The sequence below is a fragment of the Pseudotabrizicola algicola genome (assembly GCF_010915705.1).
In the GTDB taxonomy this organism is placed as follows: Bacteria; Pseudomonadota; Alphaproteobacteria; order Rhodobacterales; family Rhodobacteraceae; genus Pseudotabrizicola; species Pseudotabrizicola algicola.
The window spans coordinates 47,775-68,245 of the sequence record NZ_JAAIKE010000002.1; the positions used below are offsets into that span (position 1 = coordinate 47,775).

General features: G+C 66.0%; 16 protein-coding genes. 5 read left to right on the plus strand and 11 right to left on the minus strand.

All coding sequences use genetic code 11. The features are described 5' to 3' along the window. Positions 1-29 precede the first annotated feature (29 nt). A complete protein-coding gene (locus G3572_RS06735) occupies positions 30-1,583 on the minus strand; it encodes an AMP-binding protein (protein WP_164610119.1) in 1,554 nt (517 codons plus the stop codon). A gap of 76 nt (positions 1,584-1,659) precedes the next feature. After that, positions 1,660-2,097 (minus strand): GNAT family N-acetyltransferase, encoded by a 438-nt coding sequence (locus G3572_RS06740; protein WP_164610121.1) that lies wholly within the window; start codon positions 2,095-2,097, stop codon positions 1,660-1,662. Between the two features lie 120 nt (positions 2,098-2,217). Between G3572_RS06740 and G3572_RS06745 the strand changes: the two genes are divergently transcribed. Then, the gene (locus G3572_RS06745; RefSeq protein ID WP_164610123.1) at positions 2,218-3,453 is read left to right on the plus strand and encodes a coenzyme F420 hydrogenase/dehydrogenase beta subunit N-terminal domain-containing protein; all 1,236 of its coding nucleotides are present in this window, start codon (positions 2,218-2,220) and stop codon (positions 3,451-3,453) included. A gap of 100 nt (positions 3,454-3,553) precedes the next feature. On the opposite strand, the gene G3572_RS06750 is transcribed toward G3572_RS06745, so the two are convergent. From G3572_RS06750 to bhcA, 5 genes are all read right to left on the minus strand, one after another. Then, positions 3,554-4,528 (minus strand): type I glyceraldehyde-3-phosphate dehydrogenase, encoded by a 975-nt coding sequence (locus tag G3572_RS06750; protein ID WP_164610125.1) that lies wholly within the window; start codon positions 4,526-4,528, stop codon positions 3,554-3,556. An 86-nt stretch (positions 4,529-4,614) separates the two neighbouring features. Then, a complete protein-coding gene (gene bhcD / locus G3572_RS06755) occupies positions 4,615-5,574 on the minus strand; it encodes an iminosuccinate reductase BhcD (RefSeq protein ID WP_164610127.1) in 960 nt (319 codons plus the stop codon). A 78-nt stretch (positions 5,575-5,652) separates the two neighbouring features. After that, positions 5,653-6,816 carry a 3-hydroxy-D-aspartate aldolase BhcC gene (gene bhcC / locus G3572_RS06760; RefSeq protein ID WP_164610129.1) on the minus strand — a complete coding sequence of 388 codons (1,164 nt, stop codon included), beginning with the start codon at positions 6,814-6,816 and terminating at the stop codon, positions 5,653-5,655. Positions 6,817-6,820: 4 nt separating this feature from the next. Beyond that, a complete protein-coding gene (gene bhcB, locus G3572_RS06765) occupies positions 6,821-7,792 on the minus strand; it encodes a beta-hydroxyaspartate dehydratase BhcB (RefSeq protein ID WP_164610131.1) in 972 nt (323 codons plus the stop codon). Between the two features lie 64 nt (positions 7,793-7,856). After that, the gene (gene bhcA / locus G3572_RS06770; protein WP_164610133.1) at positions 7,857-9,047 is read right to left on the minus strand and encodes an L-aspartate--glyoxylate aminotransferase BhcA; all 1,191 of its coding nucleotides are present in this window, start codon (positions 9,045-9,047) and stop codon (positions 7,857-7,859) included. A gap of 153 nt (positions 9,048-9,200) precedes the next feature. On the opposite strand from bhcA, the gene bhcR reads away from it, so the two are divergent. After that, positions 9,201-10,016, plus strand: a complete 816-nt coding sequence (gene bhcR, locus G3572_RS06775) for an HTH-type transcriptional regulator BhcR (RefSeq protein ID WP_164610135.1) — start codon at positions 9,201-9,203, stop codon at positions 10,014-10,016. Between the two features lie 240 nt (positions 10,017-10,256). Here bhcR and G3572_RS06780 read toward each other — a convergent pair whose 3' ends face one another. Continuing rightward, a complete protein-coding gene (locus G3572_RS06780) occupies positions 10,257-12,560 on the minus strand; it encodes a DNA topoisomerase IV subunit A (protein WP_164610137.1) in 2,304 nt (767 codons plus the stop codon). Between the two features lie 143 nt (positions 12,561-12,703). On the opposite strand from G3572_RS06780, the gene G3572_RS06785 reads away from it, so the two are divergent. The 3 genes from G3572_RS06785 (at position 12,704) to ligD (ending at position 16,871) form a co-directional block, all read left to right on the plus strand. Beyond that, on the plus strand, positions 12,704-13,237 hold the full coding sequence (locus tag G3572_RS06785; RefSeq protein WP_164610138.1) for an SH3 domain-containing protein: 534 nt from the start codon (positions 12,704-12,706) through the stop codon (positions 13,235-13,237). Between the two features lie 220 nt (positions 13,238-13,457). Then, complete coding sequence (gene ku, locus G3572_RS06790; protein ID WP_164610140.1) at positions 13,458-14,345, plus strand: non-homologous end joining protein Ku; 888 nt, start codon at positions 13,458-13,460, stop codon at positions 14,343-14,345. A gap of 3 nt (positions 14,346-14,348) precedes the next feature. Next, entirely contained in the window at positions 14,349-16,871 is a 2,523-nt protein-coding gene (ligD, locus tag G3572_RS06795) for a DNA ligase D (protein WP_164610142.1), read from the plus strand. On the opposite strand, the gene ku (G3572_RS06800) is transcribed toward ligD, so the two are convergent. The 3 genes from ku (G3572_RS06800) to G3572_RS06810 form a co-directional block, all read right to left on the minus strand. After that, positions 16,872-17,681 (minus strand): non-homologous end joining protein Ku, encoded by an 810-nt coding sequence (gene ku / locus G3572_RS06800; RefSeq protein WP_164610144.1) that lies wholly within the window; start codon positions 17,679-17,681, stop codon positions 16,872-16,874. It abuts the gene before it with no gap. Positions 17,682-17,690: 9 nt separating this feature from the next. Next, positions 17,691-17,966: a hypothetical protein gene (locus G3572_RS06805; protein WP_164610146.1), complete on the minus strand. Its 276-nt coding sequence runs from the start codon at positions 17,964-17,966 to the stop codon at positions 17,691-17,693. A 122-nt stretch (positions 17,967-18,088) separates the two neighbouring features. Further along, positions 18,089-20,305 (minus strand): glycosyltransferase family 2 protein, encoded by a 2,217-nt coding sequence (locus G3572_RS06810; RefSeq protein WP_164610148.1) that lies wholly within the window; start codon positions 20,303-20,305, stop codon positions 18,089-18,091. Positions 20,306-20,471 lie beyond the last annotated feature (166 nt).

Genomic DNA, 20,471 nt, shown 5'->3' on the forward strand with positions numbered 1-20,471 from the left:
GGCCTTGGCATCGCGCCGCGACCGGCCCGTCAGGTCTTGCGCAACATCCGCCGCAAAATCTTGCCGCTCGCGGATTTCGGCACCGCCTCTATGAATTCAACCCGCGACGGCACCTTGTAGGTAGCCAGATGTCCGCGCAGAAACGCGATGATCTGCTGCGCCCGCGCCTCGTCCTTCACCCCGTCCTGCGATACGACAAAGGCCACCGGCACCTCGCCCGCCGCCTCGTCCGCCTCACCGATCACGGCGGCATCCAGCACACCGGGGCAGGTTTGCAGCACGGCTTCAACCTCGGCAGGGGCGACCTGAAAGCCCTTGACCTTGATCAGCTCCTTCAGGCGGTCCCGTATGAAAAGCTGGCCATCAGCATCAAAAGCCGCGATATCGCCGGTATGCAGCCAGCCTTCGGCATCGATCGTGCGCGCGGTTGCCTCGGGGTTGTTCAGATAACCCTGCATCACCTGTGGCCCCCTGATGCACAGCTCCCCCTCTTCCCCGATGGGCAGCGCCTTGCCTGTCTGCGGGTCCACCACCTTGCATTGCGTGTTCGGCACCGTGATGCCGACCGCCCCGGGCTTGGCATGTTCTTCATTCGAGAAATGCGAGATCGGGCTCAACTCCGTCATGCCATAGCCCTGAATGGTGCGGGCGTTCAGCCGCCCCGCACAGGCATCCGACAATTCGGCCCCCAGCGGCGCCGCCGCCGAAACAAGGATCTCAAGGCTGGAAACATCATAGTCGGCAACCATCGGATGCTTGGCCATCGCCAGCACCACAGGCGGCACCGCCATCACCATCCGCACCTTGTGCCGCTGCACATGGCCCAGAAAGCCCGCCAGATCGAAGCGCGGCATCGTCACCAGCGCCGCCCCCGCCACCAGATGCATGTTCATCAGCACATTCATGCCATAGATGTGAAAAAACGGCAGGAAGGCCACCGTCACCTCGGCCGGAACCACGCGGATCACGGCGCGCGCCTGATCGACATTCACCACCAGATTGCGATGGCTCAGCATCACGCCCTTGGGCAGGCCGGTGGTGCCGCTGGAATAGGGCAGCACCACGATGTGACGCTCCAGATCGACGGGCACCTGCGCCGTCAGTGGCGCGCTCATCAGATCGTCCAGCGCGGCATGCCCTTCTGCCCCGCCGATCACCACGACCTGCCGCACCCCCGTGCCCTCGGCCCCGGCAAGCGCCTGCGGCAGGAAATCGGCAATGGTGACAAGCAGGGACGCACCCGCATCGGTAAGCTGATGGCGGATCTCTGGCGCGGTATAGGTGGGGTTCAGGGTGGTGATGGTGCCACCCGCATAGGCCACGGCGTGAAACACCACCGCATATTCGGGCATGTTGGGCGCCATCAGCGCCACCACCTGCCCCGCGCCAAAGCCCCGCTCGGTCAACCCTCCCGCAAGGCTGCGCACCTGCGCCATCAGCGCCGCCCCGGTCAGGCTGCGCCCGCTCGGCCCGTCGATCAGCACGACACGGTCCGGCGCATCGGCCAGGCCTTCAAACAGGCAATCGGTGATCGAGATGTCACGCACCGGCACATCGGCCAGCGGGCTGGTAATCAGGGTCATCGCGCGCTCCTCCTCCTGTTCAGCGTAGTGTGGCGCCCCCGTCGGTCAATCCGCCAAAGGTCGCGGATGCCGCGCGCTAGAGCTTATGGTCATATGTCACCCAGACCGTGCGCTGCGCCATCTGGTCATACAGGCCGCGCGCGCGGTAATTGTTCTCTGCCGTGATCCAGCGGATCACGCTCCACCCCCGCCGGCGTCCCTCGTCGGCGACGCCCGAAATCAGGGCCGCCGCCGCCCCCGTGCCGCGCGCCTCGGGGCTGACAAACAGATCATCCAGAAATCCGCCCGTGCTCGCGGACAGCGGGCGCGCAAAGGCCCGAAAATGCGCAAGCCCCAGAAGCCGGCCGCCGCTGCTGGCCACCAGAGCTTCCACCTCATGCGCCGGATCGCAGATCCATCCCCAGACGCGCGCCCGCATCTCGTCGGTCTGTGTCACCTGATAAAACGCGGCATAGCCCGCATAGAGCGCGCACCAAGCCTCGAAATCCGCTGCCTCCGGTCGCCTGATCTCCATGATATCCCTCCATATCCGGCACGCTAGCACGCGCCATTTCCAAAAGTCGCCGACAAAAGATGACAAAGCACTGTCATTTTTTCCTGACAGTTCTATCCTGCCCCCAGCGCAGGAGACAGCATGTTCGACCAGACCCGCCCCGGCCCGCAGACCCCCGCCCTCCCCGGCGCGCCGCGGGCCGGGCTCTGCACCGATTGCGGCGTGTCCCGTCTGGGCGACGGCCGCGCCTGCGGGCGCGCCTGCCAGTTCATCGCGCCCGATTATCCGGCGCTGGAGCGCCGCACGCATGGCCGTACCGCCAACCCCGACAATGACGAAGCCTTCTTCGGCGTCACTCAGACCATGCTGCGCGCCCGCCTGAAAGAGCCCGCCCCCGGCGCGCAGTGGACCGGCATCACGACCACCCTCGCGGCGACATTGCTCGAACACGGGCTGGTCGATGCCGTGCTCACCGTGGTCCCCGACCCGCAAGACCGCTGGAAACCGCTGCCCGCGCTCATCACCGACCCCGCCGATCTGGCACAGGCGCGCGGCATGCGCATGGGCTGGGCGCCCACCTTGGCCCTCCTGGAACCAGTCCGCGCCGCAGGCCACAGGCGCCTTGCGATGATCGGCATCCCCTGCCAGACCTATGCCCTGCGCGCACTCGAGGTGGAGCTGGGGCTCGAGGCGCTCTACATCATCGGCACGCCCTGCTCGGACAACACCAGCACCGCCAATTTCCACCGGTTCCTCGACCTGCTCGACGAGGCACCGGGGGCCATCAGCTATCTGGAATTTCGCGCCGACTTCCGCGTCGAGTTGCGCTTTGACGATGGCCGCAAACCGCGGCTCATTCCGTTCTTGCAACTGCCCATCAGCAAGCTTCCCGCCGATTTCTTTCCGATGACCTGCAAAACCTGCGTCGACTACACAAACAGACTGGCCGACATCACCGTCGGCTACATGGGCGGCAGCGGCGATCAGTGGATCATCGCCCGCAATCCGCGCGGGGCGACCCTGCTCTCCCTTGTCGCCGACCGCCTGCACACCGCCCCGCCCGCGTCCTCGGGCCGACGCGAAGCGGCCGTCAGGGGCTTCGCCGCCAACACCGCCCGCGCCGCAGGCGGCCTGCCGCTGCGCCGCATGCCCGATCTGCTCCGCCCGCTCGTCGGCCTCCTGCAACGCTACTTTGGCCCCAAGGGCCTCGAATTCGCGCGCGCCCGCGTGGAAATGAAGGCGATCGAGACCATCCTTCACCTGCGCAGGACCCACCCCGCCCGGCTCAAGAACATGGTTCCGGCCCATGTCTGGGCGCTTGCAGCCCGCTACGGGCTGACCCCGGCGCCAGATGAAAAGCCGCGGCGCAAGCCCTGAGGGGGATGCGCTCCGCGCGGGCGTATCCAGGAAGGTGCAAATGCAATTTGCTGCTTTTCAAATACTCCGGGGGTTTGGGGGCAGAGCCCCCATGCGCGGGTCACCCCATGCGCAGCGCGACATCCAGCATGCGGTTGGAAAAGCCCCATTCATTGTCATACCAGCCGAACACCCGAAGCAGGCCGCCTGCTGTCACCCTCGTCTCGGGCGTGGCCATCACGATGCTTTCCGGACGCGCGCGCAGGTCGGTCGAAACCAGCGGGCGGTCGGTCACGCCGATCACCCCGCCTGCCGCATGAAAGGCGGCGTTGACGGCGGCGACGGTCACCGGACGCGCGGTCATCACCGACAGATCGACACAAGACACGCTCGCCACCGGTACCCGCACCGCCGAGCCTTCGATCCGCCCCGCCATTTGCGGCAAGACCAGATCAAGCAGGCGCGAGGCGCTTGTGGTGGTCGGCACCATCGACAGCGCCGCGGCACGGCTGCGTGCGTAATCCGCCGCGGGTGCATCCACCGTCGGCTGGCTGCCGGTATAGCAATGGATCGTGGTCATCGACCCGGTCACCACGCCCCATTCCCGCTCGATCAGGCGGGCCAGCGGGGCCAGCGCATTGGTGGTGCAAGAAGCATTCGAGACGATCTTCTGATCCGCCAGCGCCTCGTCATTGGCCCCAAGCACAACGGTGACCTCCGCCGCGCCTGACGGGCCGGAAATCAACACCCGCCGCGCCCCCGCCCGCAAGCCACGCGCGGCCACCTCGGGGTGGTCGGCCCTCCCGGTGCATTCCATCACCACATCGACGCCCGCAAGATCAAGCACCGACAGGTCCGGCGTGCGGAACAGCGGAATGGCCTTGCCGTTGACGACAAGTGACCCGCCCTCCAGCTGCACGCTGCCGCGCCACGGGCCGAAAACGCTGTCGAACTCGAAGAGATGCGCGCACATCTCGGGGGCGGCGATATCATTGATCCCCACCACCTCCAGCCCCGGCCATGCGGCCCCGTCCGAAGCCCAAGCACGCAGAACCGAGCGGCCGATCCGGCCAAAGCCATTGATGAAAACCCGCATGATGTCCCCCATGGATCCGCCGCAGGTTCAGCACGCGCCCGCGCCCCGCGCAAGCGCCGCTTTGTCACCCGAACAAGCTTTCCCGGCTAAAGGGCAACGCTGATCCCCTCGCCACGCTCCTGCGCGCGCCGCACCGCCATCGCCGCCACCGCCAGATCCTGAAGTCCGACGCCGGTTCCGTCAAACAGCGTGATCTCCTCGGCCGTCTTGCGGCCCGGATGCGCGCCGGTCAGCACATCCCCCAAGGGCGTGATTGCCTCCGGCCCGAGCAGGCCCGCAGCCACCGCGTGCTGCGCCTCTCCGATAGAGACGGATTGCGCCACCTCGTCGGTAAAGACCGCAGCCCGCCCCAGGAGCGCGGGCTCGACCTCCTGCTTGCCCTTGGTATCGGTGCCCATGCAGGCCAGATGGGTGCCCGCCGACACATGCGCATCCAGCAGACTGGCCGCCGGAGACGATGTGATTGTCACGATCACATCGGCCTCGCGCATCCGCTCCAGCGGGACAGCCTCGAACGGCAAGCCAAGCTCTGCCGCCACAGCGCCCAGCCGGTCCAGCATCTCGGGGTGCAGGTTCCACGCGATCACCCGCTCGAACGACCGCACCCGAGCGGCCGCCCGCAGCTGGAACCCTGCCTGATGGCCCGCCCCGACCATGCCCAGAACGCGGGCATCGGCACGCGCCAGCCGGTCGATGGAAATCGCACTGGCCGCCGCCGTGCGCAGCGCCGTCAGCAGACCGCCCCCGACCATGGCCGTCGGCTGTCCGGTCTCGGGATCGAACAGGAACACCGTGGACTGGTGGTTGATGATGCCCTTGGCCGCATTGCCGGGAAAGTAACCGCCCGCCTTCACGCCCAGTTGCCCGCCAGACCGGTCCAGCCCCGATTTGAAACCGTATTGCCGCCCCTCGCCCAGCGCCTCGCGCACGACCGGAAAGTTATAGGCATCGCCCCGCGACATCGCGGCAAAGGTGGCCTCGACAGCGGCAAAGGCATCCTCGGGCGACACCAGCCCGCCAATCAGGCTTTCAGGAACGATCAGCATGGTCGCACCCGCGTCATGACATTTGCCATACGCGCGCCAGACCTGCGCCAGACGTAAATCCTATGTGCGATTCCCATCTCAATACGCCTTGCCGCGCGCGCTGACCGGCCAGACAACCTCGACCTTGCCGTTCCGCACCCCGACATACCAGTCATGCACGTTGCAGGTCGGGTCACAGTGGCCCGGCACCAACCGCAGCTTGTCGTTGACCTTCAGCACGCCGCCAAGGTCTTCGACCACCCCATGCTCGTCACTGCATTTGACATACTTCACATCCGTCCGGCCAAAGATCACCGGCAGGCCCGAATCCACCGATTGCGCCTTGAGGCCCGCATCCACAATCGCCTTGTCGGCCTTGGCATGGCTCATCACCGATGTCAGGATGAACAGCGCGTTTTCCCATTCGCCCTGATCGATCCGGCGACCGTCCTTGTCGAGGATACGGCCATAGTCGGCATCCATGAAGGCATAGCTGCCGCACTGCAACTCGTTGTAAACGCCCGAATTGCTCTCGAAGTAATAGCTGCCGGTGCCGCCGCCGCCGACGATGTCGCAGGCAATCCCTTCGGCTTTCAGCGTATCGACGGCATCCTTGACCTGCGCCACCGCGAGGTCGATCTTTGCCTTGCGGTCGTCATAGGAATCCATGTGCTGCATCGCGCCCTGATAGGCCTGGATGCCGGCAAACTTCAGCCCCTCGGCCGCTTCGATCGCCTTGGCCAGGGCCACCACTTCCGGCGTGGTCTTGACGCCGCAGCGCCCCGCGCCGCAATCGATCTCGACCAGACATTCGATCTGCGTGCCGTGCCGGACCGCCGCCGCCGACAGATCGGCCACGTTGTCCATCATGTCGACGCAGCAAATGGTGCGCGCCCCAAGCTTCGGCATGCGGGCCAGGCGGTCGATCTTGGCCAAATCCCGCACCTGGTTGCTCACCAGCACATCCTTGATCCCCCCGCGCGCAAAGACCTCGGCCTCCGAAACCTTCTGGCAGCACACGCCCACCGAACCGCCCAACTGCTCCTGCAGCTTGGCCACATCCACCGATTTGTGCATCTTTCCATGCACCCGGTGGCGCATGCCATGCGCGCGGGCATAGTCGCCCATCTTCTTGATGTTGCGCTCCAGCGCATCAAGGTCCAGCACAAGGCAGGGCGTCTGGATATCCGCCTCGTCCATCCCCGGCAGCGCGGGGATGTCGTATCCCACTTCCAGCCCTTCGAAATCTGCGTGCTTGTTCATGGCGTTACCCTTTCATCCAAGGCAAAGTGTCCAGATCGACGTTTCCTCCGGTTATGATGACGCCGACGCGCCTCCCCCGGAAAACGTCCTTGTTTTTCAGAATGGTGGCAAGCGGCACGGCGCAGCTCGGCTCCATCACGATCTTCATCCGCTTCCATGTCAGCTTCATCGCCTCGACAATCTCCTCCTCCGTGGCGGTGAAGATGTCGGCGACATGGTTCGAGACGAAATGCCATGTCAGGTCCTTCAGCGGCACCTTCAGCCCGTCCGCCACCGTCTCGGGCGCGTCGTCGGCAATGATCCGGCCCGCCTTGAAACTGCGATAGGCATCGTCGGCATTCTTCGGCTCGGCGGCATAGACATCGACCCCCGGCGCAATCGCACTCATGGTGAGGCAGGTGCCAGAGATCATCCCGCCGCCGCCAATCGGTGCGATCACCGCATCAAGCCCCTCGACCTGCTCCAGCAATTCGCGTGAGCAGGTGGCCTGCCCCGCCACCACGCGCGGATCGTTATAGGGGTGCACAAACTCGCCCCCCGTCTGCGCCTGCACCTGCGCGAACACCGCCTCGCGGCTGCTGGTCGAGGGCTCGCATTCGGTGATCACCCCGCCATAGCCCCTCACGGCATCCTTCTTGGCCTGCGGCGCTGTGCGCGGCATCACCACATTGCAGGGTATCCCGCGACGCCCCGCCGCATAGGACAGGCTCAGCGCATGGTTGCCGCTCGAATGGGTGCAGACGCCAAGTGCCGCCTGTGCCTCGCTCAACCCGAAAACCGCATTGCAGGCCCCGCGCACCTTGAACGCGCCCGCCTTCTGGAAGTTCTCGCATTTGAAGAACAACTCCGCCCCGACCAGTTCGTTGAAATAGCTCGAGGTCAGCACCGGCGTGCGGTGGATATGCGGACGGATGCGCTCATGCGCGGCCAGTACGTCGTCGAAGGTCGGCACATACATCGGGGTCAGATCCTTCATGTTCATCTGTTCCTAAATATCCTCGGGGGGTCCGGGGGGCAGACAGCCCCCCGGCCTTTCCGCCTCATTCCGCCGCAAGGGCGAGCGTTCCGGCCGAGCCGCGGTAATATTCCTGCGCCGCCGCAACACCCGACCCGAGACGCACCGGCCAGCCCAGATCGGCCATGCACATCTCGGCGGTTGCAAGACCTGCCAGCACCATCACATCGTTCAGCATCCCCAGATGTCCGATACGAAAAACCTTGCCCGCGACCTCGCCCAGCCCGACGCCAAAGGCCATGCCGTATTTGTCTGCGGCCAGCTTCACCAGATCGGTGCCGTTACAGCCCTCGGGCACCAACACGGCGGTTACGGTGTCAGAGTATAGCTCGGGCGAGGCGGCGCAGGGCCGCATGCCCCATGCCGCCACTGCGCGCCGCACCCCTTCGGCAAGCCGGTGGTGTCGGGCATAGACCGCGTCAAGCCCTTCCTCCTCGAGCATCTCGACAGACCGCGCCAAACCCGCGATCAGGCCGACGGCAGGGGTATAGGGATATCCGCCCGCGGCATAGCTTTTCAGCATGTCGCGGAAGTCAAAGAAGGTGCGCGGCAGGGTGGCGCTCTCCATCGCGGCGAGGGCCTTGGGGCTGACGCCAAGGATGGCGAGGCCCGCAGGGAGCATGAACCCCTTCTGGCTGCCCGCGACGGCGATATCGACGCCCCAGGCTGTCATCTCGAAGGGCATCGAGCCGATCGAGGACACGCCGTCCACCATCAGCATCGCCCCGTGCCCTGCCGCATCTATCGCGCGGCGGAGGGCGGCGATATCAGAGCGCACGCCGGTGGCGGTCTCGTTGTGGGTGGCAAGGACGGCCTTGATGGTGCCGCCGGTGTCGGCCTTCAGGGCGGCCTCTATCCTGTCGATGGGGGCGCCCTGACCCCAGGGCGTCTCGATGATCTGGACGTTCAGGCCGTGGCGCTGGCACAGGTCGATCCAGCGGTGGCTGAACATGCCGAAGCGGGCGGCCAGCACGGTGTCTCCGAGGGAGAGGGTGTTGGTGATCGCGGCCTCCCAGCCCCCCGTTCCGGTAGAGGGCAGCACGATCACCTCGCCCTCCTCCATTTTCAGGACCCGCCGCACCCCGGCCACCGCAGGCTTGAACATCCGGGCGAAGGCGGGCGAGCGGTGGTCGAGCGTGGGGATGTCGCAGGCCTTGCGGATGGCCTCGGGGATATTCGTCGGGCCGGGGATGAAGACGGGGTTCTGGGAATACATGGCGGCTCCTCCAAGCGCTGATGACAAGACGTTAACCTGTGTAACGCAGGGGGACAATTTTTTCGAAAAGGTTTTTCATTTCATTGAAAACGTGATATTTCCGATAAAATCCAGTCACTAAGCCTTTTTCACGAATTGCAGGAGATGTGTGGGATGGCAAATTCTTTGCGGCCGCGCGGACGGCCCAAGGCGTTTCACGACAAGACCGACCAGAACACGGTGCAGGCGCTGGACCGCGGGCTTGCGCTGCTGGAGCAGGTCGCGGCGCGGCCGGGCCTGTCGCTTTCGGAACTGGCGGCGCAAAGCGGCGAGGCGGTGGCGACCGTATTCCGCGCGCTGGTCACGCTGCAAAAGCATGACATGGTGGAGGCCGAGGACGGCGGGCAGGTCTGGCACATCGGGCCGGGGGCGTTCCGGGTGGGCAACGCGTTTCTGCGCCGCACCAAGGTGGTGGAGCGGGCGCGGCAACCGATGGATGCGCTGATGCGCGACACCGGCGAGACGGCCAATCTGGGGATCGAGGCGGCGGACGAGGTGCTGTTCCTGAGTCAGGTGGAAACGCATGAGGCGATCCGCGCCTTCTTTCCGCCCGGCACCAAGGCCCCGATGCATGTGTCAGGCATCGGCAAGGCCCTGCTGGCGTGGTACTCCGACATGCGGGTGGAGCGTATCCTGCGCGCCAAGGGGCTGGAGCGGTCCACCCCTGCCACCCATGTGACGCCAGAGGCGCTGCGGGCCGATCTGGCGCAGATCCGGGCGCGCGGCTTTGCCATCGACGATCAGGAACGGGCCACGGGGATGCGCTGCATCGCCGCACCGATCTTCAACAGCCACGGCGAGCCGGTGGCAGGGCTTTCGGTTTCCGGCCCCGCGTTTCGCATCGCGCTGGAGGATGCCGGGCGGATAGGCGCGCTGGTGCGGGCGGCGGCGGACCGTGTGACAGAGGCGACGGGCGGCGCGCAACCCTGAGCGGCGGGGTGTTGGCGCGGCTCGGGCCTGCGCGGCGCGCGCATCGCTTCCTGCGGGCGCTCTTCGCGATGGACGTATGGACGCCTGCGCGGCGCGCGCATCGGTTGGTTCGGCGCTCTTCGTGGCGGGCCTCTGCGCGCCTGCGCGGCGTGCTCATCGCTCCCTGCGGGCGCTCTTCGCTGTGGCCCTTTGCGCGCACGGGTCGGGCGACCGAAGAGCGCCCGCAGGGAGCGATGAGGGTCAGGCGAACTTGTTGTCGCGGGGGAAGCCGCGCGGGGCCATCTTGCCTGCGCCCGCGCGCGGGCCGAGCCATTCGGTCAGGTCGGGTTCATGGCGGGTGCGCCCGGCCGGGTCTTTCCACGACAGGCCATCGGCAAGGGTGAAGGTGATGGCATCGGACAGGCCGCCATCCTTATACTTTTGGAGCCGCACGCCCTTGCCGCGCGCCATCTCCGGCAGTTCGGACAGGGGGAACACCAGAACCTTGCGATTTTCGCCCACCACGGCCACATGGTCGCCGCGTGCCACCGTGACCACGGCGGTGGTCACCCCGTCGCGCACCGTCAGCACCTGTTTGCCCGCGCGGGTCTGGGCCAGCACCTCTTCGCCCGGCACGATGAAGCCATCGCCCGCAGAGGAGGCGACCAGCAGCTTTTCCCCCGGCTTGAACACGGCAAGCGAGACGATTTCGGCGTCATTGGGCAGGTCGACCATCAGGCGCACGGGCTCGCCCATGCCGCGCCCGCCGGGCAGGTTGGCCCCGATCAGCGTGTAGAAGCGGCCATTGGCAGCGACCAGCAGGATCTTGTCGGTGGTTTCGGCATGGAAGGCAAAGCGCGGCCCGTCGCCATCCTTGTATTTCTGTTCGGCGGTCAGGTCGACATGGCCCTTCATCGCCCGGATCCAGCCCATTTTCGAGCAGATGACGGTGATCGGCTCGCGTTCGATCATCGCCTCGAACGGCACATCCTCGATCACGCCCGCGTCGGCAAAGGCGGTGCGGCGGTCGCCCAGCCTGGTGCCCTTGCCGAATTGCTTGCGGACGGCTTCCAACTCGACGCCGATCTGTTTCCACTGCAGGCGGTCGCTTTCCAGGAGGTCCACCAGCCCCGCGCGTTCCAGCGTCAGGGCATCGCGTTCGGCGATCAGTTCCATTTCCTCGAGCTTGCGCAAGGAGCGCAGGCGCATGTTGAGGATGGCTTCGGCCTGCACCTCGGTGAGTTCGCCCTCGCCCTCGGGGGGGGAGCGGTAATCCTTTTCCGAGGTGGCGCGGGTGTGGGATTTGCCCCAGCTTTCGCGCATCAGCGCGGATTTCGGGTCGGCATCATAGCGGATGATGTCGATGACGCGGTCGAGGTTCAGGAAGGTGATGATGAAGCCTTCGAGAATCTCGAGCCTATGGTCGATCTTTTCCATCCGGTGCAGGCTGCGGCGGCGCAGCACATCGCGGCGGTGGTCGAGGAAGGCGCGCAGCACTTCCTTTAGGCTGCACACCTTTGGCACCTTGCCGTCGATCAGCACGTTCATGTTCAGGCTGAAGCGGGTTTCAAGATCGGAGTTCTTGAACAGGGTGCCCATCAGCACCTCGGGCTCGACTGTCTTGGCGCGGGGTTCGAGCACGATGCGGATGTCTTCGGCAGATTCGTCACGCACATCGGCCAGAAGCGGGATCTTCTTGGTCTGGATCAGTTCGGCCAGCTTTTCGATGAGCTTGGACTTGGCGACCTGATAGGGGATTTCGGTGACGACGATCTGCCATGTGCCGCGGCCGAGGTCTTCGACCTGCCATTTGGCGCGGGTGCGGAAGGAGCCGCGGCCTGTCTCATACGCCTCGAGGATCACGTCGCGCGGTTCCACCATGATGCCGCCGGTGGGGAAATCGGGGCCGGGGATCAGATCGACCAGTTCCGCCGTGGTGATCTGGGGGTTGCGCAGCATGGCGTGGCAGCCCTGGATCAGCTCATCAAGGTTGTGCGGCGGGATGTTGGTGGCCATGCCGACCGCGATGCCGCTGGAGCCGTTGGCCAAGAGGTTCGGGAAGGCGGCGGGCATGACGACAGGCTCTTCCAGCGTGCCGTCGTAGTTCGGGCGGAAGTCGACCGCGTTCTCGGCCAGCCCTTCCATCAGGGTTTCGGCGATGGCGGTCAGCCGCGCCTCGGTATAGCGGGAGGCGGCCGGATTGTCGCCGTCGATGTTGCCGAAGTTGCCCTGGCCGTCGACCAGCGGGTAGCGCACGTTGAAATCCTGCGCCAGACGCGCCATCGCGTCATAGATCGCGGCATCGCCGTGGGGGTGGTAGTTGCCCATGACATCGCCGGAGATCTTGGCGGATTTGCGGAAGGCGCTGGTGGCCGACAGGCGCAACTCGCGCATGGCATAGAGGATGCGGCGGTGCACGGGTTTGAGCCCGTCGCGCGCATCGGGGAGCGCGCGGTGCATGATGGTCGAGAGCGCATAGGTCAGATACCGCTCGCCAATGGCGCGGCTGAGGGGTTCGGAGACTTCGACAGGCTCTATCTTGGGGGGGGCGGCTTTATCTGACATGGATGTGGTGTAATGCGCGTCAGGGTTTGGGTCCAGACCGAAATTCATCGGCTGCCCGAGGGGGAATTGCGGAACTTTTTTCTACTTTTCCGAGTTGGAATCCATGATAATCCCTTGCGGGTAATGGTAAATCAGGTGTCCAAATGATCCGTATGCTCTTGCTGCTCTGCGCTGGAATCTACGTCACGCTTCAGGTGGGGGGGCAGGATCGCGGGCAGCTGCGGTTCGGCCTTATGGAAGCGCCGGACAAACCTGCGCCTTTCACACCGGTTGATGCCGCGGTCACGACGAGCGTGGCGGCAGCGCCCGCGCCGGTGGCCGCCGAGGCGGCGGTGATGCCGGTGGTGTTCGCACCGGCACAGGCGGCGGCGGTGACGCCCGTGGTGGCCGAGGCGGCGGAGGCGAGGCTGCAACCCGAACCGGCGGTGCAGAGGGTGCAGGCGGAAGTGCCGGTTGCGGCGCAGGCCGATAGCGGGGCGGCGGTGATGTATGTCACCGGACGGTCGGTCAATGTGCGCTCGGGCCCTTCGACCCGCAATGCCGTGGTGGGCCGCCTGACGCGCGGCGAGGCGGTGACCGTGGTTTCGGATGACGGCAATGGCTGGGCGCGGGTGCGGATCGAGGGCGATGGCATCGACGGGTTCATGGCGACATCTTTTCTGGCGGAGTCGCCCTGACGCGCGGCCAAGGCCTTTTCTGATTTGCCAGTGCGCGTTTGGTTGACAGCGCGCGTCTGAAAGATGCGCGGGTGACAGGTGGCGCATGCGCCGCGGGGCGGATGCGTGGGCTTGCGAGCCTGCGGTGCGGGTGCTGCCTTTGACCCGCCCTCTGAAGGGGCCGCGCAACAATCTGGCACCTTGGCGGTTATCCCTGTTGCAGTGACCGGAGGACGCGAAGATGGCGGCGCGCGCGAATTGGAAAGGCACGTTGAAGATCGGGGAATTGTCTTGCCCCGTCGCGCTTTATACGGCGGCGTCCACATCGGACCGGATTGCCTTTCACACCATCAACCGCGCCACCGGAAACCGCGTGCGGCGCGAGTTTGTCGATGCCGAAACCGGAAAACCCGTCGACCGCGAGCATCAGGTCAAGGGGTATGAGGTGACGGAGGGCGAGCACATCCTTCTGGACCCCGAGGACATTGCGGCGGCGGTGCCGGACAGTGACAAGATGCTGTCGGTCGAGGCGTTTTTGCCCTGCGGCGCGGTGGATGATGTCTATTTCGACAAGCCTTATTATCTGGCCCCGTCGGACAAGACCGCCAGCGAGGCCTTCGGCCTGATCCGCGCGGGGCTGGAGGCCAAGAAGGTGGCGGCGATTGCCCGCACGGTGCTGTTCCGGCGGTTGCGCACGGTGCTGATCCGCGCGCACGGGGCAGGACTGGTCGCCACGACGCTGAACTTTGACTATGAGGTGCGCGCAGCCGAGGCCGCATTCAAGGACATTCCTGCCCCCAAGGTCGCGGGCGAGATGCTCGACCTCGCGCGGCACATCATCAAGACAAAGATGGGCACTTTTGACCCTGCCAGCTTCGAGGACCGTTACGAGGATGCCTTGCAAGAGCTTGTGCGCGCCAAGATGGAAGGGCGCAAGATTGCACCGCGCAAGCAGAAAGCGCCCGAGAAGGTTGTCGACCTGATGGAGGCGCTGCGCGCGAGCGCGGGGGTGGACAGCAAGGAAAAATCGCCCGCAAAACCGCGCGCCAAGGCTGGCACCAAGTCTGCCGCCAAGTCTTCCACCGGAAAACCCGCCACCAAGGCCCCGCCCAAGCGCAAGGCGGGCTGAGCCATGACGCTGAAGGAATACAACAGCAAACGTGATTTTGCCGCCACGCCAGAGCCGAAGGGGGCCAAGGCGCGCAAGAGCGGCAGCCAGTTCGTGATCCAGAAACATGATGCCCGCCGCCTGCATTATGATTTGCGGCTGGAAATGGCGGGGGTGCTGCGCAGTTGGGCGGTGACGCGCGGTCCAAGCCTGATTGCGGGCGAGAAGCGGCTGGCGGTGCATGTGGAAGATCACCCGCTTGGCTATGGCAGTTTCGAAGGCACGATTCCCAAAGGGGAATACGGGGCCGGAACGGTGTTGCTGTGGGATCGGGGGGATTGGTCGCCCATCGGTGATGCGGCCAAGGGCTATGCCAAGGGGCATCTGGAGTTCGAGCTTGCGGGCGAAAAGCTGCGCGGGCGTTGGCACCTGATCCGCATGCAGGGCAAGCCTGCCGAAAAGCGGGAGAACTGGCTGCTGATTAAGGCAGATGATGCCGAGGCCCGCGGCAAGGACGAGGCCGATATTCTGGAGCAACTGCCGCTTTCGGTCGCGTCGGGGCGCGATCTTGCCGAGATTGCGGCGGGGGCGGCGGTGAAGGAGCGGGCGGCGAAGGATGCTGCCGCCAAAGATGCGCCGCGCCGCAAGGGCCGCGCCAAGGCCAAGCCCGCCGATGCCGATGAGGCGGAAGCCGCTGAGCCTGATCTGACCAAGGGGGCCAAGGCCGCGCCCTTGCCGGAGTTCGTCCCGCCGATGCTGGCGACGCTGGCCCCCGCCGCGCCGAAGGGCGCGCGCTGGCTGCACGAGATCAAGTTTGACGGCTATCGCCTGCAGGCGCGGATCGAGGCGGGGAGCGTCACGCTTTTGACGCGCAGCGGGCTGGACTGGACCGCGCGCTTTGGCGCGGCAGTGCCTGCGGCGCTGCGGGATTTGGCGCTGCGCTCGGCGCTGATGGATGGCGAGCTGGTTGTCGAGGGCGGAGACGGGGCCTCGGATTTCTCGGCCTTGCAGGCCGATCTGAGTGCGGGGCGCGATGACCGCTTTGTGTTTTATGCCTTTGACCTGCTGCATCTGGACGGACATGATCTGCGCCCCTTGCCGCTGCTGGAGCGCAAGGAGAGGTTGGAACATGTGCTGGCCGCTGCGCAGGGCCCGCTCCGCTATAGCAGCCATTTCGAGGAAAGCGGAGCCACGGTGCTGCGCCATGCCTGCCGCCTGAGCCTTGAAGGCATCGTGTCGAAACTTGCCGACTCGCCCTATCGTTCGGGGCGGGGAAAGTCGTGGATCAAATCGAAATGCTCGGCGCGGCAAGAGTTTGTGATTGGCGGCTATGTGCCGTCGAGCGCGGCGAAGGGGGCCATCGGCTCGTTGGTGCTGGGGGTTCATGATGGCGGGCAGCTTGTGCCTGTGGGGCGTGTCGGCACTGGGTTTTCGGCGGCGGTGGCGCGGGAGTTGTTCACGCGGCTGGAGGCGATGCGCCGTGACGACAGCCCCTTTGACAAACCGCTGACGGCAGAGCAGGCGCGGCAGGTGCGCCATGTGCGGCCCGAACTGGTGGCCGAGGTGGAGTTCCGCGCATGGACCGCCGACGGCCATTTGCGCCATGCCTCTTTTCGCGGCCTGCGGGAGGACAAGCCCGCCGACGAGGTGCGGCGCGAGGGCGAGGTGGCGGAGGCGGCTCCCAAGCCGCCCGCTCCGGCGCGGGTCAAGCTGACGCATCCCGACCGGATCTATTGGCCGGAGGCGGGAATCACCAAGGAGGGGCTGGCCGATTACTACAGCCAGGTCTGGCGCAAGATGGCGCCGTTTGTCGTCAACCGTCCGCTGGCGCTGTTGCGCTGCCCCGAGGGGATCGGCGGGCAGCGGTTCTTCCAGAAGCACATCTGGAAGGGGGCGAGCCGCCATATCCGTCAGGTGGAGGACCCCAAGGGCAAGGACGCGCTGATCTGCATCGACAGTCTGGACGGGATGATCGGGCTGGTGCAGTCGGCGGCTCTGGAGATCCACCCGTGGGGCAGCACGCTGGAGGACTGGGAGCGGCCCGACATGATCACGATGGATCTGGACCCGGATGACGGGGTGGACTGGGCGCGGGTGATTGCGGCGGCAGAGGAAGTGCGCGCGCGGCTGGAGGCGGCGGGGCTGGCGGCCTTCGTGAAAACCTCGGGCGGCAAGGGGCTGCATGTGGTGGCGCCGCTGGTGCCCGAAGCGGCTTGGCCTGCGGTGAAGGCCTTCGCCAAGGGGATGGCGCAGTCGATGGCGGCGGACAGTCCGGGCGATTATGTGGCGAGCCTTGCCAAGGCCAAGCGCAAGGGCAAGATCCTGATAGACTATTTGCGCAACCAGCGCGGGGCGACGGCGGTGGCGGCCTATTCCACCCGCGCGCGGCCGGGGGCGGCGGTTTCGGCTCCGCTCGCATGGGAAGAGCTTGGCCCCGAGGTGGGGCCGACGCGGTTCACGCTGGCGAATCTGCCCGCACGGCTGGCGGCGATGGAGCAAGACCCGTGGGAGGGCTTTCGCAAGGCGGCGCGGCCCCTGCGGGGGTGATCACTTGCCGGAAGACTTGCCTGATGTCTCTGCGGCGAGGCTGCGTTTGAGCGCATCCATGATGCTGACGACATTCGACGGCTCGGCGGGGGCGGCCTTGGGCTTTGCGGGGCGCTTGCGGCCTTTCTTCTTGGCCGCGATCAGGTCAAGCAGGCGGTCCTGCACGGGATCGCTGGCCATCTCGGGCGACCAGTCCTGCTTGCGCTCGTCGATCAGGCGCTTGACAAGGGTCATCAGCTTGGCCTCAGGCTTCTGGGCGTCGATCTTGTCGAAGTAATCGGCCTCGTCCCGCACCTCGTTGCCATAGCGCAGGGTCCAGACCACGATGCCCTTGCCGCGCGGCTCCAGCATCACCGCGCGTTCGCGGCGATAGAGCACCAGCCGCGCGATGCCGACGGTGCCGGTATCGGCCATCGCGGCGCGTATGACGGAAAACGCCTCCTCGCCGACGCGGTCCCCGGGCGAGAGGTAATGCGGGGTGTCATACCAGATCCAGCCGATGCTGTCGGCGGGGACGAACATGTCGATGTCGATGGTGCGGGTGCTTTCGAGGGCGACCTCGGAGATTTCATCCTCTTCGAGCAGGACGTAGTCATCCTCGCCCCGCGCATAGCCCTTGGCCTTGTCCTCGTCGCGCAGGGGTTTGCCGGTGACGGCGTCGATGTAGCGGCTGACGACGCGGTTGCCGGTGACGGCATTCATCGTGTGGAAGCGCAGCTTTTCCGCCTCGGTGGTGGCGGGCGTCATCGTCACCGGACAGTTCACCAGCGAGAGCTTGAGATAGCCTTTCCAGAAGGGACGCGGGGCCATGCCGTGCGCTCAGCAATCGTTGCTTTTGTCGATCTGGCCGGGGCGGGAGCGATCCTCGCACATGGCGCTGTCCGGATTGCGCCCGCCGGGAACGGAGGGTTTATCCGTGCCCTGTGCGGCGGCGTGGCGGCGCAGTCCCTCGGGGCTGACGCGCTTTTGCTCGGGCGTCGGGGCCTCTGCCGCAGCGAAGCCTTTCGCCTGCCCTTTCGCGGGGGTGGTCGGGGCAGCGGGCGATGCGGGGGCAGCGGGCGATGCGGACGGGGCGGCTTTGGGATCTTGGGTCATGGCGGTTCCCTTCTTGACAGAAGGTCAACCCCGAAACCGCCGCATTGTTCCGCCCCCCCCTGCCCTACCGCCTGCGCCTTAGCCGGATCGGGCGGCAGGCCCTTCGCGCCAAAGCGGCAAGGTCAGTTGGTGACCCAGCCCAGCAGGCGCGAGAGCCAAGGCCGGGGCCGGATGCGGATGGTCAGGCCGCCCGTGCCACGATCGCCCAACTCGAACCGCTTGGGCGGCGGCGCGCCTGCCTCGGCGGCGGGACGTTCGACCTGAAGGCGGGCTTGCAGCAGACCTTCCAGAATTTCGCCCGACAGGGCGGCGGGCGGTTCCCAGACCTCGGCGGCGAGTTCGGCGCGGATGGCGTCGAGATCGGGAGCGTAACCGCGCGCCGCAGCAAAGGGTGCAGAGGTGGCGGCGAAAGCCTCAACCAGCGCCAATCGCTCTGCCGGAGACAGCGCCGAGCGCGGATCGGGCCGCGGAGGATGCGTGGCGAAAAAGCCGCGCAGCACCAGCATGCGCTGTTCTTCGGAGGTGAGCATGCTGTTGAGCAGCCGCGCCGCCGCCACCTGTTCCCGGTCTGGCGTGGCATAGCCGTGGCTTGCGGGCAGATCGGGACGGTCTGCGGCAAGCGTTTCGAGCCCTGCGGCGCCCATGAAACAGGCCCAATGGCCCGCACCGCGCCGCGCCGCCTCGTGGTCGAGCAAGATGACGGGGCGGTTGGAAAACGCCTCGAAGGGCGCGAAAAGGGCCGGATAATCGGTGAGCGCCGCAGCATAATCGACCAGAAACTCGGGCAGGCTGCGCGCGCCGCGCCGCTGGCCGTTGCACACCAATTCGCGGTAGAACATTTCCGCCCAATGATCGGGGCGGCGCGCAAAGGCCACGACCTGACAGGTTTCGAACTCGGACAGTCGGTGGAACAGGGCGGACAGCAGCGCCTCGCGGTCATCGGTGATGGGGGCAAGCATGTTTTCGCAGGACAGGATGACTGTCCTGGCCTTGGAGTCCGCGATTTCGCGTGCGAGGTCCTGCCAGATTTCGCCGTCGCGGTTGCGCGCGGCGACCAGCAGGCCGAGATGGCCCGGAAAGCCGCCCTGACGCACGGCGAAAAAATCATCGCCTGCCAGTCCGGTTTTGGGAAACAGCGCGCCCGCCGCCCGCAAGCGGCCCTGCCGCGCCATCAGACCGCGTTGCAGATAGGTGGAGCCGGTCTTGTGCATGCCGATGTGCAAGACCAGATGCCGCCCGCGCGTGCCCGACAAGACGGCAGGCGCGGCGACGCTGGCCCGGCACCCGTCGATGGTGGCAACCGCGCCGGGGATATTGCCGTCGCGCAACTGGCGGTGGATGTCGAAAAAATCCTGCCGCCGCACGGTCATCTTGCGGGTCTGCATCCCCACACGCGACACGAGTTTGAGCACGGGATCATCGAAGATCTGCTGGCCGAAGCGGTCTTCTCCGAGCAGGGCGGTGATGCGCTGGCCCAGATCGGCGTAATCGGGGTCATCGCCGCGCGCGATGAGCGGCAGCACGTCCATATCCCAGATCAGGCGCGACAGGGTGTTGAACACCTCGCGCCGCAGGAAGCGCTGCGGCATATCGGGCGCGGCCGCATGGGCGCGCATGTGCGCCATGCATTTTTCCAGCAGTTGCACCTGAAGGCGGTGGATCGCCAGATCAGGTTTTGTGACGGAAATCGAGCCTGCCCGCCGCCGCCAGACCCGCACGGGCTTGCCCAGACAGGCGATCCGTTCTGCGGCGGTAACGGTGTGCAGCACGAAGAGCCGGTCCTCGAACTTGACCTGCGCTTCATCGAACAGAAGATCGCGCGCGATCAGGAAATCGCGCCGGTAGATCGACGACCACGACGAGGTGATGAACTGCGCCTGTTCCACCCCCTTCAGCCCTGCGCCGGTTTTCTGGCTGGAAAACAGGATCCTGTCGCGCGGCAGCAGGGTCAGTGCCGGAGACCCCACGGTGCTCAGGCAGCAATTGGCATGGGTGATGTCGGCGCCGGTCTGCTCGGCAAAGGCCAGTTGGGCGGTCAGACCTTCGGCGAGGTAGTAGTCATCGGCATCCAGAAAGGCGATGCGGCGGGCCGTGGTGGCGGCGATGCCGCTGTTGCGCGCCGCCGAAAGGCCGAGATTGACCGGATGGTGCAGCACCCGCACCGATCTGGGCAGGCCCATCCGCTCGAAGGCGGCGGCGTCATATTCGGCGGGGTTGTCGTTGACGACGATGATCTCGGTGTCGGGGATGCCTTGCGCCAGAATGGAGTTCAGCGCGAGCCCGATATAGGCGGTTTCATTGTAAAACGGGACGATGACCGCAAGCCGGGTGTCGGACAAGATGCGCGACCTGCGTCACAAACTCTCGGGGCTGTCAGGAGGGGCTTCATCGGTCGAGGCCGAAAAGGCGGTGCCCAGAAAACCGACGAGGGCAATCAACATCAATGCATATTCCACAGCGTGGCACCCATCACTCAAACACTCTGAAAACTTGAAGAAAATTCGG